General features: G+C 61.0%; 14 protein-coding genes. 5 read left to right on the plus strand and 9 right to left on the minus strand.

The features are described from left to right. Nucleotides 1-43 precede the first annotated feature (43 nt). From recJ to ACU0FH_RS14085, 4 genes are all read right to left on the minus strand, one after another. Nucleotides 44-1,795: a single-stranded-DNA-specific exonuclease RecJ gene (gene recJ, locus ACU0FH_RS14070; RefSeq protein WP_446195272.1), complete on the minus strand. Its 1,752-nt coding sequence runs from the start codon at nucleotides 1,793-1,795 to the stop codon at nucleotides 44-46. Between the two features lie 111 nt (nucleotides 1,796-1,906). Next, complete coding sequence (gene glpX / locus ACU0FH_RS14075; protein WP_446195273.1) at nucleotides 1,907-2,872, minus strand: class II fructose-bisphosphatase; 966 nt, start codon at nucleotides 2,870-2,872, stop codon at nucleotides 1,907-1,909. 39 nt (nucleotides 2,873-2,911) lie between these two features. After that, complete coding sequence (locus tag ACU0FH_RS14080; protein WP_446195274.1) at nucleotides 2,912-4,198, minus strand: homoserine dehydrogenase; 1,287 nt, start codon at nucleotides 4,196-4,198, stop codon at nucleotides 2,912-2,914. A 75-nt stretch (nucleotides 4,199-4,273) separates the two neighbouring features. Further along, complete coding sequence (locus ACU0FH_RS14085; RefSeq protein ID WP_446195275.1) at nucleotides 4,274-4,582, minus strand: hypothetical protein; 309 nt, start codon at nucleotides 4,580-4,582, stop codon at nucleotides 4,274-4,276. 106 nt (nucleotides 4,583-4,688) lie between these two features. Here ACU0FH_RS14085 and ACU0FH_RS14090 point away from each other — a divergent pair, with 106 nt between their 5' ends. Continuing rightward, nucleotides 4,689-5,279 (plus strand): TetR/AcrR family transcriptional regulator, encoded by a 591-nt coding sequence (locus ACU0FH_RS14090; RefSeq protein WP_446195276.1) that lies wholly within the window; start codon nucleotides 4,689-4,691, stop codon nucleotides 5,277-5,279. A 45-nt stretch (nucleotides 5,280-5,324) separates the two neighbouring features. Here ACU0FH_RS14090 and ACU0FH_RS14095 read toward each other — a convergent pair whose 3' ends face one another. Then, nucleotides 5,325-6,236 (minus strand): pirin family protein, encoded by a 912-nt coding sequence (locus ACU0FH_RS14095; protein ID WP_238369184.1) that lies wholly within the window; start codon nucleotides 6,234-6,236, stop codon nucleotides 5,325-5,327. 106 nt (nucleotides 6,237-6,342) lie between these two features. Beyond that, on the minus strand, nucleotides 6,343-6,909 hold the full coding sequence (locus ACU0FH_RS14100) for a Hint domain-containing protein (protein ID WP_446195277.1): 567 nt from the start codon (nucleotides 6,907-6,909) through the stop codon (nucleotides 6,343-6,345). Between the two features lie 400 nt (nucleotides 6,910-7,309). On the opposite strand from ACU0FH_RS14100, the gene ACU0FH_RS14105 reads away from it, so the two are divergent. Both ACU0FH_RS14105 and ACU0FH_RS14110 read left to right on the plus strand, forming a co-directional pair. After that, nucleotides 7,310-8,266 carry an NAD(P)-dependent oxidoreductase gene (locus ACU0FH_RS14105; RefSeq protein WP_446195278.1) on the plus strand — a complete coding sequence of 319 codons (957 nt, stop codon included), beginning with the start codon at nucleotides 7,310-7,312 and terminating at the stop codon, nucleotides 8,264-8,266. 58 nt (nucleotides 8,267-8,324) lie between these two features. Then, nucleotides 8,325-8,795, plus strand: a complete 471-nt coding sequence (locus ACU0FH_RS14110) for a hypothetical protein (RefSeq protein WP_446195279.1) — start codon at nucleotides 8,325-8,327, stop codon at nucleotides 8,793-8,795. Between the two features lie 51 nt (nucleotides 8,796-8,846). Here the strand turns inward: ACU0FH_RS14110 and ACU0FH_RS14115 are convergent, their stop codons facing one another. Genes ACU0FH_RS14115 through ACU0FH_RS14125 form a run of 3 tightly spaced genes read right to left on the minus strand, consistent with a single transcriptional unit; the run spans nucleotide 8,847 to nucleotide 11,461 of the window. Beyond that, nucleotides 8,847-9,440, minus strand: a complete 594-nt coding sequence (locus tag ACU0FH_RS14115) for a TadE/TadG family type IV pilus assembly protein (protein ID WP_446195280.1) — start codon at nucleotides 9,438-9,440, stop codon at nucleotides 8,847-8,849. 3 nt (nucleotides 9,441-9,443) lie between these two features. Then, nucleotides 9,444-9,983 (minus strand): TadE/TadG family type IV pilus assembly protein, encoded by a 540-nt coding sequence (locus ACU0FH_RS14120; RefSeq protein WP_446195282.1) that lies wholly within the window; start codon nucleotides 9,981-9,983, stop codon nucleotides 9,444-9,446. Then, nucleotides 9,980-11,461: a TadE/TadG family type IV pilus assembly protein gene (locus ACU0FH_RS14125; RefSeq protein WP_446195284.1), complete on the minus strand. Its 1,482-nt coding sequence runs from the start codon at nucleotides 11,459-11,461 to the stop codon at nucleotides 9,980-9,982. Before ACU0FH_RS14125 ends, ACU0FH_RS14120 begins: the two co-directional genes overlap by 4 nt. Before the next feature lie 437 nt (nucleotides 11,462-11,898). Here ACU0FH_RS14125 and ACU0FH_RS14130 point away from each other — a divergent pair, with 437 nt between their 5' ends. Together ACU0FH_RS14130 and ACU0FH_RS14135 are read left to right on the plus strand one after the other, a co-directional pair. After that, nucleotides 11,899-13,332, plus strand: a complete 1,434-nt coding sequence (locus tag ACU0FH_RS14130; protein ID WP_446195285.1) for a Glu/Leu/Phe/Val family dehydrogenase — start codon at nucleotides 11,899-11,901, stop codon at nucleotides 13,330-13,332. A gap of 208 nt (nucleotides 13,333-13,540) precedes the next feature. After that, nucleotides 13,541-14,794, plus strand: coding sequence for a sarcosine oxidase subunit beta family protein (locus ACU0FH_RS14135; protein ID WP_446195286.1), 1,254 nt, complete (start codon nucleotides 13,541-13,543; stop codon nucleotides 14,792-14,794). Nucleotides 14,795-14,832 lie beyond the last annotated feature (38 nt).

The raw sequence follows: 14,832 nt of genomic DNA on the forward strand, positions 1-14,832 counted from the left end.
ACAAAATCGGTGAGAAAAGTGAGAAAAATTCACCTTCCGCAGATTATTTGTTTTCGGCCTCCGCCGCATCGTCCAGACGCAGTTGAACCTGCTGGCGTCCGCCCCATGTATTGATCTCCAGACGCCCTGCAAAATGGAACCGCGCGCCGCCGTGATCGGTCAGCCGGGGTCCGAGCGCGCTGTCGAACGCGCCAAATGCAATGGCATCGATTCCTGCGTTGATCCCGTCGCTCAGCGACAGCTTCAGGTGGCTTTCGCCGACCCGCTTGGCAAAGCGCACCTTAAGATCCGGCAGGGCAAATCGCGGGGCAGGGGCCGAGGCGCCATAGGGGCCCGCCTGCTCGATATGTTCGATCAGCGCCGGTGTCGCGGCACCGGGCATGACCATCCCGTCAAGCCGTATATCCGCAGGCCCGGCCTGGCCCGCGCCCTGTTTCGCCAGCAGCTCGCTCAGCCGCTCCATCGCCGCTTCCAGCCTGTCTTCCCGCACCGTCAGGCCGGCCGCCATACGGTGCCCGCCGCCCTTGATCAGCAGGTCTTCGGCGGCAAGGCGCTGGATCGAAGCGCCAAGATCGACCCCGGTGACCGAGCGCCCCGATCCCTTGCCGATTCCATTTTCAAGACCGATGACGATGGCGGGCCGGTTGGTCGCCTCCTTCAAGCGCGAGGCCACGATCCCGACCACACCGGGGTGCCAGCCTTCGCCCGCCGCCCAGACCAGCGGCGCATCCAGCCCGCGCTCTTCCGCCTGCGCCATTGCCGCCGCCCGCACGCTCGCCTCGATATCGCGCCGCTCCGTGTTCAGCGCGTCCAGCTCCGCCGCGAGGGCCCGGCTCTCGCTCTCCGAGTCGCTGGCCAGCAGCCGCGCCCCAAGATCCGCCTTGCCGATGCGCCCGCCAGCGTTCACCCGCGGCCCGAGCATGAAACCAAGATGATAAGTGCCCGGCGCCGTATCCATACGCGCCACATCCGCCAGCGCTACCAGCCCCGGCCGCTGCCGCCGCGCCATCACGGTCAGCCCCTGCCGGACCAGCGCCCGGTTCGCCCCGATCAATGGCGCCACATCCGCCACCGTAGCCAGTGCCACGAGATCCAGCATCGCCATCAGGTCCGGTCCGGTCCCCGAGCCGGCGGCCCGCATCTGCCGCCGCACCTCGACCAGCAGCAGGAACACGACACCGGCGGCGCAGAAATAACCGAGGTCACCGCTTTCGTCCTGACGGTTCGGGTTCACGACGGCAAGGGCAGGGGGCAGCGTCTCGCCCCCAAGATGGTGATCGATCACCAGCACATCGGCGCCCTGGACCGCCGCGATGGGCTCATGTGACAGGGTCCCGCAATCGACGCAGACGATCAGGTCATGCCCGGCGGTCAGCATCTGCATCGCCTCGACATTCGGCCCATAGCCTTCGTCGATCCGGTCCGGCACGTAAAGCGTCGCCTCGATCCCCACGGCCCGCAGCCAGACCAGCAGCAGCGCCGCCGAAGACCCCCCATCCACGTCATAATCCGCAAAGATCGCGATCCGTTCGCGCCGGTTGACTGCCGCAAGGAAGCGCGCCGCTGCCTTTTCCATGTCCTTGAAAAGGTGAGGATCCGGCAGCAAGTCCTGCAGTTTCGGTGCCAGGAACCCAATGGCTTCCGAGGCCGGCACGCCGCGCCGCGCCAGCACCTGGCAGAGCGGACGCGGCAGGCCGGTCGCCTGTTCCAGCGCCTCCGACGCGCGTTCAACCTCGATGGTCGGCCCGACCCAGCGGCGGCCGGTCAGGGATGTTTCGACACCAAGATAGGCCAAGACAACCTCTCCCCGAAAACAGGAGGGGCCCGGATCGAGCCCCCCTTCTTTGGGTTTCAAAATATCCCCGCCGGAGGCTCCGACAGCCCCCCGGGCGGTGCCCGTCGCGGTTTACTCGACCGGGGTGCGGTATTCCATGCGCCGGACCGACCCGGTTTTGGAACGCATCAGCAGGGTGGTGGTGGTCAGCCAGCCGGGCTCGCGCCGGATACCGGGCAACAGCGTACCGCTGGTCACACCGGTCGCGGCAAAGATCACGTCTTCGGTCACCATCTCGTCGCGGCTGTAGACACGGTTCAGATCGGTAATCCCGGCCTTTTCCGCGCGGCCCTTTTCGTCGTCGTTGCGGAACAACAGCCGGCCTTCGATCTGGCCGCCCATGCACTTCAACGCCGCTGCCGCCAGCACGCCCTCGGGCGCGCCGCCGGTGCCCATGTACATGTCGATGCCTGTGGTCGCGCTTTCGGCGCAATGCATCACACCGGCCACGTCACCATCGGTGATCAGCCGGATCGACGCCCCGGTGGAGCGGACCTCGGTGATCATCTCCTCGTGGCGCGGACGCTCGAGAATGCAGACGGTGATATCCTTGGGCGCGCAGCCCTTTTCCGTCGCCAGCGCCGAGATACGGGTTGCCACCGGCATGTCCAGCGTGACCAGCCCCTGCGGATAGCCCGGCCCGATCGCCAGTTTCTCCATGTAGACGTCTGGTGCGTGCAGCATCGACCCGCGCGGCCCCATCGCGATTACGGTCAGCGCATTGGGCATGTCCTTGGCGGTGAGGGTTGTGCCTTCCAGCGGGTCCAGCGCGATATCCACGCCCGGTCCCTTGCCGGTGCCGACTTCCTCGCCGATGTAAAGCATCGGCGCTTCGTCACGCTCGCCTTCGCCGATCACGACCACGCCGTTGATGTCCAGCAGGTTCAGCTGCTCGCGCATCGCGTTTACCGCGGCCTGGTCGGCGGCTTTCTCGTCGCCGCGCCCGACAAGCGAGGCCGAGGCCAGCGCCGCCTGTTCCGCGACACGGGCAAGGCCCAGCGATAACATGCGGTCATGAAATTCGACATTACTGGTCATTTGCAATCTCCTGAAGGGCAATCATCATCTTATTGATCTCTATACGCTTTCAATCCGCAACGCGACAGGGGCCGAAGCGATGACATCGGTGCTTTCCATCGCCGCCAATGCCTCATCCAGGGCAGAGCGCGTCGTCTTGTGGGTGACGATCAGCACCGGGGCCGAGGTTGCGGAATGAGAATATTGCCGCATTCGGTCGATAGAGACGCCGGAATTGCCAAGGATCATCGCGATCTTGGCGAGAGCGCCGGGTTTGTCGATCAGACCCATGCGCAGGTAATAGGGCGCGGGCAGGCTCGACATCGCGGCGGGCAATTCGTCAAGCATATCGGCGGGACGCCCGAAGGTCGGCATGCGGAAACCGCGCGCCAGATCGCAGACATCGCCCATCACCGCGCTTGCCGTCGGTCCCTGTCCGGCACCGGGGCCGCGCAGCACGATCTGCTCGACCGCATCGCCTTCGATGACCACCATGTTGGTGCCGCCCTCAAGCTGGCCCAGCGGCGATTCCATCGGCACAAGACAGGGCTGCATCCGCTGTTCCAGCCCGCGCCCCGTGCGCTGCGCCACGCCCAATAGCTTGATGCGATAGCCCATGTCCGCCGCCTGCCGGATATCGTCGATTGAAATCCGCTCGATCCCCTCCAGCTCCATGCCGCTGAAATCGGGCCGGGTGCCAAAGGCGATGGCCGACAAAAGCGCCAGCTTGTGCCCGGCGTCGATCCCGCCCACGTCTAGCGTCGGATCGGCTTCGAGATAGCCAAGATCGCTGGCCTCCTGAAACACGGTCGCATAGGGCAGACCGGCGCTTTCCATCCGGGTCAGGATATAGTTGCAGGTGCCATTCATCACGCCCATGACACGGGTGATCTCGTTCCCCGCAAGGCCTTCGTTCAGTGCCTTGATCACCGGGATACCGCCCGCGACCGCCGCTTCGAAACGGATGATTCGACCTTTTTCCTCGGCCAGTTTCGCCAGCTCAAAGCCATGCATCGCCAGCATCGCCTTGTTCGCCGTCACCACGTCCTTGCCGCTCTCAAGCGCTGCGCGAACCGAGTCCAGCGCGGGGCCGTCGGCGCCGCCCATCAACTCGACATAGATGTCGATATCGTAACGCTTGGCCAGCGCCACGGGATCGCTCTCCCATGCGTAATGATTAAGGTTGATGCCCCGGTCTCGCGACTGGTCGCGGGCTGAAACGGCCGCGATCTGGATGTCGCGCCCGGTCCGCGCCTGCAAAAGCGCCGCATGCGTCCGCACGATCCGCACCACGCCAACACCAACCGTGCCCAATCCCGCAATACCCAGGCGCAATGGTGTCGTCATGTTTCATCCTCTTTTCCACGTTTCGACGTGCCTTAGCCGGTTCGGCGTAAGGGTGCAACGTGGCAGCGCTTTGGTTTATTCGGTGACGCCTTGTTTCAGGCGCTCTTCGTCCGCGGGGCTCAGAACTTCGCCACGCAGACTAGCCGCCCGTGCCTCAAGCGAGGCGCGTCGCGCCATGAGATCGTTGCTCAGATCCTGCGATTGTTCGCTCGGGTCGGTCTGGGAGCCGAGCAGCGGACCCAGCGGGCGAAGCTCCGGGTAATCCGCATCCCGCAGTGCGCCAAGGTTGCGCTCGCCCAGTTCCGGCACATTGATGCAGCCTGCCAGCGAAAGTCCCGTCAGGAACAGGATAACGACCCGCCCGCGAAGGATAGAAAACCGCATATGCCATGCCCTGATATTCACTGGTGACCAACCGTTTTCTGAACCTTTCTACGGCAATAGGCAAGCGAGGCTTCTTTCTGAACGAATGTTCAGTTATCGTCGCGCCATGGCACGCACCCAGGGATCACATTCCGACATAACCGGCCCCCGTATCCGCACGACGGCGCTCAGCCTTTTTGCGCAACACGGGTTTGCTGCCGTCTCCATGCGCCAGATTGCAGGCGAGGTCGGCGTGCAGGCGGGCGCGCTATATAACTACATCCCCGACAAGCAGACGCTTCTGTTTTCGCTGATGGAAGAGCACCTGCGCGAGCTTCTGCAAACCCGCGCCACGCGGGAAAAGCCTGCCGATACGCTCGACCGGCTTGAGGATTTCGTGCGTTTCCACATCCGGTTCCACCTCGCCCGACCCGAGGCGGTCTTCATTGCCTATATGGAGCTGCGCAACCTGACGGAAGAGAACTTTGCCGCCATCGAGGATCTGCGCCGCACCTACGAGATGGAGCTTGAAGCCGTCCTGCGCACCGGCGTGGAAGAAGGGATTTTCAGCATACCCGATACCAAGATTGCCACACGAGCGGTGATCGCCATGCTGAACGGCATCAATACATGGTATCGCGACAGCGGGCGTCTCTCACTGGAAGAGGTCGAAACGATCTACTGGAACATGGTCCGGCAGGCGATGGGCCATGCGTAGGCAAAACCGCCGCACCGGATCAGTCCGGCACGGCGGCAGGTCGTATCAGTGTGCGGGCCGGATGAACGTCCCGTTGCGCAGCTCTGCCATCGCCTGACGCAGCTCTTCGCGCGTGTTCATCACGATCGGCCCGTGCCAAGCGACCGGTTCGGCAATCGGGGCGCCCGATATCAACAGAAAGCGTACGCCTTCTTCACCGGCCTGAACCGTCACCTCGTCACCTGTGCCAAACCGCACCAAGGTCCGGTTGCCCGACATGTCGCGGATGTTCACTTCTTCGCCCGCGACTTCCTTTTCAAGCAGCACGCCCGACGGATCGGAAGCATCCGCAAAAGCCGCAGCGCCTTCGAAAATATAGGCGAAAGCCCGGCGATAAGTGTCGATCTTGAATGTCTTTTTCACCCCGGCAGGGATCGATATATCAAGATACTGCGGATCGGCGGCGATCCCGTCGACCGGGCCGGTCTTGCCCCAGAATTCACCCACGACCACGCGCACCACGGTGCCGTCGTCGTCGATGACCTCGGGGATCTCTTTCGACTTCACGTCTTGGTAGCGCGGCGCGGTCATCTTCTGCGCGGCCGGCAGGTTCCCCCAAAGCTGGAACCCGTGCATCTGGCCTTGCGCATTCCCCTGCGGCATCTCCTGATGCATGATGCCGGACCCGGCGGTCATCCACTGAACGTCGCCCGCGCCAAGCGTGCCGGTGTTGCCCAGTGAATCGCCATGTTCCACGGTGCCGGACAGCACATAGGTGATGGTTTCGATCCCGCGATGCGGGTGCCATGGAAAGCCGCGCAGGAAATCCTCGGGGCGTTCATTCCGGAAGTCGTCGAAAAGCAGGAACGGGTCCAGTTCGGACGGGTCCTGAAAACCGAAGGCCCGGTGCAGTTTCACACCCGCGCCTTCCATGGTCGGAACGGCTTTGCGGGTCTCTAGCGTTGGTCTCAGGGACATGATGGTCAACCTCTCAAAGAGTGCAGTTGCCGCCAAGATATACCTGCAATGGCGCAGATCAATCCGCGCGATTTCACCCCGTCTGTGCGCAATCGCGCAAGTGAGGTCAGTCTTCGGGACCGGTTGCGAACCACCCGCCGCCAATGCTGATGATTTCATTCTGACCGCAGTGGAACCGGTAATAGGTCACCTCGGCCCGCTGGGCACGCATGATGTTGGGACGGCTCAGCAGATCGCCCGCCCGCATCAAACTGTTGCTGCCCCCGTCGCGCGGGGCACAGATGCTCTGACCGGGCGACACTAGCATCGTTTCACGCGGAAAGGCACCGGCCAGTGATTTCGGTTGCAGTTGAACCGGTGCGGCCTCGGGGTGGCGTTCAAGGAATTCCACGTCAAGCCGGATCGCATCGACCCATTTTACCTCGCGATAAGCCCCCGACAGCGTTCTGACCATGTCGCGTTTGCGAAGCGCCTCGATCGGCAGATCGCCGAAATTCGTTGCAACCCGGCATTTGCCCTCGAAACCGGGCAGGCGCCATTGCACGGGTTTCGCGGCTGGCGGCGTCTCGGGCGTGCTTTCCTCTTCGGACGAAACCTGTGCAAGGACTGAATTGAGGATGGAATTATCCTCGGCCGATGTACGGGGGGTGTACAGGTTGTGCACAGAAATCATACCGCTCTCCAAAGGGTTTCGGCTTAAATTTTCTGACCGTGCGGCGGGTCCGGTAAATGTCCGTCCCGCCGCGCGCCATTAACAAAGAAACTCGTGAAAAACTCACGCTCTCTGTTTACGCGGCCAGCGTTCTCGTTGCGAGGATTATGGCAATTTTGGCCGTATTTTCCAGTTATTTATGAGGTATTCGGAAACAGTATCGCCGATTGCGCTTGATGGTTTATTTATTGGTCGGAAATCGCACCGGACGCTGCCTTAATCCCGTCAGATTTGGGATCGGTTATAAGATGGGCAGAGCGACGAAATTCTCAGCTCGCTGACAGGAAAAGTCGCAAACAGAGGTGAACCGCTGCACAGCCACCCGCAGGCTGAACCGTGAAACAGGGTCAGGAGACGGAATATGCGGGTCGGATTTATCGGTTTGGGCAATGTCGGAGGCAAGCTGTCGGGCAGCCTCATCAGGAACGGGGTAGCGGTCAGCGTTTTCGATTTGAACTCTGCGCTGGTCGACAAGGCAGTGGAAAAGGGCGCAACGAAGGCGGCGGACGCGGCGGCTATCATGCGCGACAGTGATGTGGTCATCACCTGTCTGCCAAGCCCGGCGGCGTCGGATGCCGTGATGACGGAAATGCTGCCCGAGGTCACGCAAGGCAAGACATGGCTCGAAATGTCCACCACGGATGAGGCCGAGATCCGCCGCCTTGGCGCCTTGGTCATCGAAAAGGGCGGCGCGGCGGTGGATTGCCCGGTCTCGGGTGGCTGCCATCGGGCGGATACCGGCAATATCTCGATCTTCGCGGGCTGCGACCGCGACACCTTTGACCGGGTACTGCCGCTTCTGACAATCATGGGGCGGCGGGTGCTGCACACCGGCGCGCTCGGCAGCGCAAGCATTCTCAAGGTAATCACCAATTACCTTGCGACGGCCAACCTCGTAAGCTGCGCGGAGGCGCTGACCGTCGCCAAGGGCGCAGGCATGGATCTTGCCACCGCCTACGAGGCGATCCGTATCTCCTCGGGCACCAGCTTTGTGCATGAAACCGAAAGCCAGGTGATCCTGAACGGCAGCCGCGACATATCCTTCACCATGGATCTGGTCGCCAAGGACATCGGCCTGTTCCAGTCGGTGGCGGACAGGGCAGGGGTGCCGCTCGATCTCAACCCTCTGCTCATCTCCATCTTTCAGGACGGGATCGACCGCTATGGCCCGCGTGAGCTGTCGCCGAACATCATCCGCCGTCTCGAGGACGCGACCGCGCTCGACATTCGCGCCCCGGGCTTTCCGGCGGAAATGGTCGATGACGAACCGGAAGAGCGGGGCGCCGAGGTCACGGTCCGTCGCGGCACCGCGAATTAGCCTGTTCGCTTCGCGTCATTCAGGCTAAACGCGCGGCGATACAGGGCAGGAGACTTGGATGAACGGGGAAATTCTCGCGGTCGTGACACCATCGCCGGTGCGGCGCTGGATGGGGGTGCTGATGCAATCCCTGATCGGCATGATCTCGATCTATGTCGCCTTTGCCTCGCCGCCCGAGCCGAAATGGCAATTTGCCCTGATCGTCATCGGTGGGGCGGCGTTCTGGTCGGCGCGCAAGATGCAGCGCGCGACCGGTCAAAGCCTTGAACTGACGGAAACCGAACTCCGCAGCAGCGAAGGCGAAGTCATAGCGAAGGTCGACCAAATCGAGGCAATTGACCGTGGGTTCCTTGCGTTCAAACCCTCGAACGGCTTTCTGATCACGCTGAAATCGCCCGGTCAGCGGCGCTGGCAGCCCGGCCTCTGGTGGTGCCTCGGCCGCCGCATCGGGATCGGCGGCGTAGTGCCCGGACACCAGTCCCGCGTCATGGCCGATCTGCTTGCGGCGATGATCGCGGATCGGAAATGAAAACACCCGCACCAATGGGCGCGGGTGTCATCATGAGCTCGATTTGAGGTATTAAATCGGGTCGTCCGTCGCGTTGTCTTCAAGATAGTCGTCGGGCGTTTCCCAGACGAGCTGCGAAACGAAGCGGGGGCGGGTGAAGACAAAGTTGTCGAGATTGACTTCGCCAAGCCCGATGTTGAAGAGCGGCATGAACCGGTTGTGGGTCTCAACAAGGATCACCCGTTCGTTGTTGGGCATCTTTGGAAGCCGGTTTTCGATCTCTGCGATGTTCGCGTTGGTCAAGGCGCTTTCAAAGCCACGGTTCGCGGACCAGTCGAGGTAATAGCGGTCGTCCTCTTCATCCCAGCGGATGACCGACAGGCGCAGGTCGACCTTGGCATTTTCGCGCGTCATGAGCTGGAGAACGTTGGACATGCTGTCGACATATGCGTCGTTGATGCCTTCGGTCTCACGCGAGACGAGGTCGCTGATGGTGTAGGCAGCCTTGAGGTTGGCCGCACTCTGGCGATACCCGTCGAAGAAGACATAGCAGGCCATGAACGCCCAGAATAGGATGGGCATGGCTAGGACGAATTCAACGGTGATGTTGCCGGACTGATCGTCAATAAATGCTTTGGCGCGAGCTTTCAGGATGGAACGTGTCATGACCTAGTTGGGCTCCTGAACGAAAGCAGAGATGGAAACGAGTGCGAACTGACCTGCACCGTCTTTGGCTACATTCTTGCCAAGCCCGGTCGTCGGGAAGATTGGATCGACCTTTACGCAGGCTCGCAGGATCATGAGGTCATTTTCCAGCGCGTCATTCTTGAATTCGACCTTGGGCTGAACCTCTTCCGACTGGTCGGTGCAACTCGCCGTGGCCGAGATACCGCTCCAGTTGCGCGGATTGAGCTGTACCATTTCGAGCAGCATGTTGTTGTTGCAGTTCGAGATGAAACCCGAGCGTTCGCAGAGCAGGCGTTTGATTTCGTCATGCTGCGGCGCGGTGCCGGTACTCAGGCGAATGTCGCGCACCGTCTGGTCCATCGCCCGTTCCAGCATGGCGTGCTGGAGAGAGACCATGCCCAGTTCGATGCCCGAGAGCAAAAGGACAAGCATGGCGGGGAAGGTAAGCGCGAATTCGACAACGGCGTGCCCGTCTTCCTTGCGCCAGAACTTGCCCAATTTGGCAGAGATGGAGCGGATCATTGGGTCAACCTCAGTTTGCGGATCGAGGTCGCGATTGCCGAGAATGCATCGGCAATATCAAGGCCTTCAACCTCAAAGAAATGACTGTCGGAGCTTGCACAGTCCTTGAGCGTCTTGAGACCGACCCTGGGCGCTTCGAGACCGATGGTGTAGACGATCACGCCCTGGTCCTTGGTGGCACGGCAGACCTGCTTGGTGAACTGGTTCTTGGCCGAGGCTTCGCGCTTGGCATAGGCCGCCGAGAACCACCGGCCCGGAGCGCTGTGGGTGTGGCCGTACATGTTGTTCGCAATGTAGGAAAGCGACGCACGATTGAGCAGTTCGGGGTAGGTCAGGCGGACAGCGTCGCCCCATTCCTCGTCGCCGTAAGGGTGGTCTTCCCAGTCGTCGCGGTGCGGCCAGTAAAAGTTGGGATTACCCTCAGAATGATAGGTGCTGTAGCGGTTGGCATCCGCGTTGTACCAGACATCCGAGTCGCCGGTGCGCAGATGCGGGTTCAGGTAATACTGATCGGTGTTTTCACCGTCCGAGATCAACACGATGATCTTGAGCACTTCGCCGTTGTTATAGGCCAGCGGGCGACCTGCGAATTCTTCCACGATCACGCCTTCGTCGATCAGGTCGTTGACAGGTTCACGAATGCTCGGGTCCAGCATCACCGCGCCCCACTTCATGCCCATGTCGATCGAGGTGTTCCCCTGGGCGGTCATGCTGTCGATATAGGCGTGCAGTTCCGAGAGGTTGTTGTTCAGCGGCAGGATCGCGGTGCCGGGGCGAACCGGGCAGACCGGCATCGAAATCGGCGTTTCGCTATAGGTGAAAGGGTCGAAATGAGCCGTGCGTTCAAGGGCGTCCGTGGTCAGCAGATCCGCCTTCTTGAACTGCTCGGCTATGAAGTTCACGCAGTGGGAATAGTTGTGCTCCTCCGAGACGTTGAACTTGCTTAGCAGGGATTCACCCACATTGACCTGTGTGGCGTAGGGAATGATCGAAATGGACGAGGCGCCATGTTCGTCAACGCCGCCAAGCAGCGTGGTGACGAATTGCTTTGCCGATACTTTTAGGTTGTTCAGACGGTTATTGCGGTTCATCGAGCCGGAGAGGTCTAGAACGAGCGAGATCTCAATGGCCCCGATACGTTCTTCCGCCGTGCCTCTTGCGCCGGCAGAGAGCGAGTCGACGCCCGTCATGTGCATGAACTGGGTGGCGACATCTGCCGTAGCCGTTGCGGAAACCGAGCGGTAGCCGAAGCCCTCTTTTGGATAGACGCCCGTCAGGTACTCGGCATAACCTGATTTGGCAAAATAGTCTTCGACGACGGCGGTCGGATCCAGTGTCTGCTCAAGGTCAGCCGCGGCAAGAACCGCGCGGTCCAAGGTATATTGAAGCGCGGAGCGGTCACGCTCAAATCGCATCAGGTCGATGCCGATCCCTGCCACCATGAAAAGCATGATCAACATGTATACGGCCAGAATCATGATTGATCCGCTCTCATCCCGTTTGAAACGGCATAGTCGGCGGGTCAGTCTGCCCTTTGCAATTTCGGGCGTCGGAAACTTCAGGGTAGTTTTCGAGTCATCTTTTGTGATCATAACTTACCTCTTTCGACCTCGGGCAGCTCAAGTCGTTTGGGTGCAATCCGTCCCAGCCTTTTTGCGGGTCGATAATGGCCTAATTTGGGCGGAAGACTGCCTAAAGCTGGGGGTTTACGGACCGGGCTGCGACGATCAACCTGTCGGTCTCGCTCTGTTTCTGGATCGGCAACAGCGACAGAAAGAGGGCGTCGCCCGGCCACCCCTTTGCCCGCAAATCAGCGAATCGTCGCCGGATTTCGGCAGATTTTCACTAAGTCGTCATTGTTTGATTGCCAAATCTGGGCTCAACTTGACCCTGAGGAGAATGAAAGGGAGGCACCATGTTGCAGCATTCCAAGGAACCGAGCTTTCGCGAGAGTGTGGATCTCATGTTCAACAGGGCTGTCGCCCTGATGAAGCTGCCCGCCGGGCTTGAGGAAAAGATCCGTGTTTGCAATGCAACCTATACGGTCCGCTTCGGGGTGCGGCTGCGGGGACAGATCCATACCTTTACGGGGTATCGCTCGGTGCATTCCGAACATATGGAACCGGTCAAGGGCGGCATCCGCTATTCGCTGGGCGTGAACCAGGACGAGGTCGAGGCGCTGGCTGCGCTGATGACCTATAAATGCGCGCTGGTGGACGCGCCGTTCGGCGGCTCCAAGGGCGGCCTCTGCATCGATCCGCGGGAATACGAGGAACACGAACTTGAACTGATCACCCGGCGTTTCGCCTATGAGCTGGCCAAGCGGGACCTGATCCATCCAAGCCAGAACGTGCCTGCGCCCGACATGGGCACGGGCGAGCGCGAGATGGCATGGATTGCGGATCAATATGCGCGGATGAATACCACCGATATCAACGCGCGCGCCTGTGTCACCGGCAAGCCCATCAATGCTGGCGGTATTCAGGGCCGGGTCGAGGCAACGGGGCGCGGCGTGCAATATGCGCTTCAGGAGTTCTTCCGTCATCCCGAAGATGTCGCAAAGACCGGCCTGAGTGGCGGGCTGCGTGGCAAGCGCATCATCGTGCAGGGTCTCGGTAACGTCGGCTATCACGCGGCCAAGTTCCTGTCCGAGGAGGACGGCGCCCTGATAACGGGCATTATCGAGCGCGACGGTGCCCTGGTCGATGAAAAGGGTCTGAATGTCGAAGCGGTCAGATCCTGGATCGCCACCCATGGCGGCGTGAAAGGTTATGGCGACGGCACCTATGTGGAGCAGGGAAACAAGGTGCTTGAATCCGCCTGCGACATTCTCATCCCCGCTGCGCTGGAGGGGGTGATCAACATGGGAAATGCCGACAGGATCAAGGCACCCCTGATTATCGAGGCCGCGAACGGGCCGGTCACGGCGGGTGGCGACGATATCCTGCGCGACAAGGGCGTGGTCATCATTCCCGACATGTATGCCAACGCCGGTGGTGTGACGGTGTCCTATTTCGAATGGGTCAAGAATCTCAGCCACATTCGCTTTGGTCGCATGGGACGGCGTCAGGAAGAGGCCCGTCACCAACTGATCGTCGAGGAACTCGAGAGACTCTCCAAGGACAAGGAACTGGGCTGGACCCTGTCGCCGGATTTCAAGACCAAGTACCTGCGCGGTGCAGATGAACTGGAACTGGTGCGTTCGGGCTTGGATGACACGATGCGCGTTGCCTATCAGGCGATGCGCGAGGTCTGGCATGCGCGGGACGATGTCCAAGATCTGCGCACGGCGGCTTATCTTGTGAGTATCGGCAAGGTCGCGGCAAGCTATCGCGCCAAGGGCCTCTGAGGCGTCAGGAAAGGTTCTGTGGTGCGGGGTCGGAGGGCGTGCCCCGGCCCGGCTGGGCTCAACCGAGATAGCGGGAAAATCCATCTGCGCCTCTATCGGTCGCAGGCGGACAATTATTTGTCGAAAAGGCAGAGGGCAGCGACAGCAAGGCATTGATACTTGGCGTGTGAGTTGGTTCTATCGCCAGCGATCGATCAAGGAGTAAGACATGCGTTTTTCCGGCCTGAAGGTCCTGAAAGAGGGGCTGACCGGTAACAAGGGGTGGAAACCTCACTGGCGCGATCCTGAGCCGAAATCCGAATATGACATCGTGATCATTGGCGGCGGCGGACATGGGCTTTCGACGGCGTATTACCTTGCCGCCGAACATGGGCTGAAAAACATCGCGGTGCTGGAAAAAGGTTATATCGGCGGCGGCAACGTGGGCCGGAACACGACCATCGTGCGGGCCAACTATTTCCTGCCGGGCAACTCCGAATTCTATTCGCATTCGCTCAAGCTCTGGGAAGGGCTCGAAGAAGAGCTGAATTACAACGTGATGCATTCGCAGCGCGGGCTGATCAACCTGTTCCATTCGGACGGGCAGCGTGATGCCTTTGCCCGGCGCGGCAACGCGATGATCAACCAGGGCGATGATGCGATCCTGCTCGACCGGGAAGGGGTGCGCAAATATCTGCCCTTTCTCGATTTCAACAATGTGCGCTTTCCGGTCTTTGGCGGATTGCTGCATCCGCGCGGCGGCACGGCGCGTCACGATGCCGTGGCCTGGGGCTATGCGCGGGGCGCGGACCAGCGCGGTGTCGATCTGATCCAGAATTGCGAAGTCACGGGGATCGATATCGAAAACGGCAAGGTGCGCGGTGTCCAGACCTCGCGCGGGGCGATCCGCGCCAAGAAGGTCGCGATCGTCGTCGCCGGGCGGTCAGGGCAGGTCGCGGCGATGGCGGGCATGCGGCTGCCGATCGAAAGCCATGTTTTGCAGGCTTTCGTTTCCGAAGGGCTGAAGCCGGTGATCGATCACGTGGTGAGCTTTGGCATGGGGCATTTCTATATCAGCCAGTCCGACAAGGGCGGGCTGGTCTTTGGTGGTGATCTCGACATGTATGCGTCCTATGCCGCGCGGGGAAACCTGCCTCTGGTCGAACATGTGATGGAAGCGGGCATGACGCTGATGCCGATGATCGGCAAGGCGAAGGTGCTGCGGTCCTGGGGCGGAATCATGGACATGACGCCCGATGGATCGCCGATCATCGACAAGACCGATACCGAAGGACTCTACCTTGATTGTGGCTGGTGTTACGGCGGTTTCAAGGCGGTGCCGGGATCCGGCAATTGTCTTGCCCATCTGATCGCGACGGATCGACCGCATCCGGTGGCGGCAAAGCTGCGGCTGGACCGGTTCCGGAGCGGTGTGGGGCTGATGGACGAGGAAGGCACCGGCGCGCAGCATAACCTGCACTGAGCCGGGAGCCGTGAGCGCGGAATTTCCGTATTTTTGAC

Source organism: Heliomarina sp., from assembly GCF_052826185.1.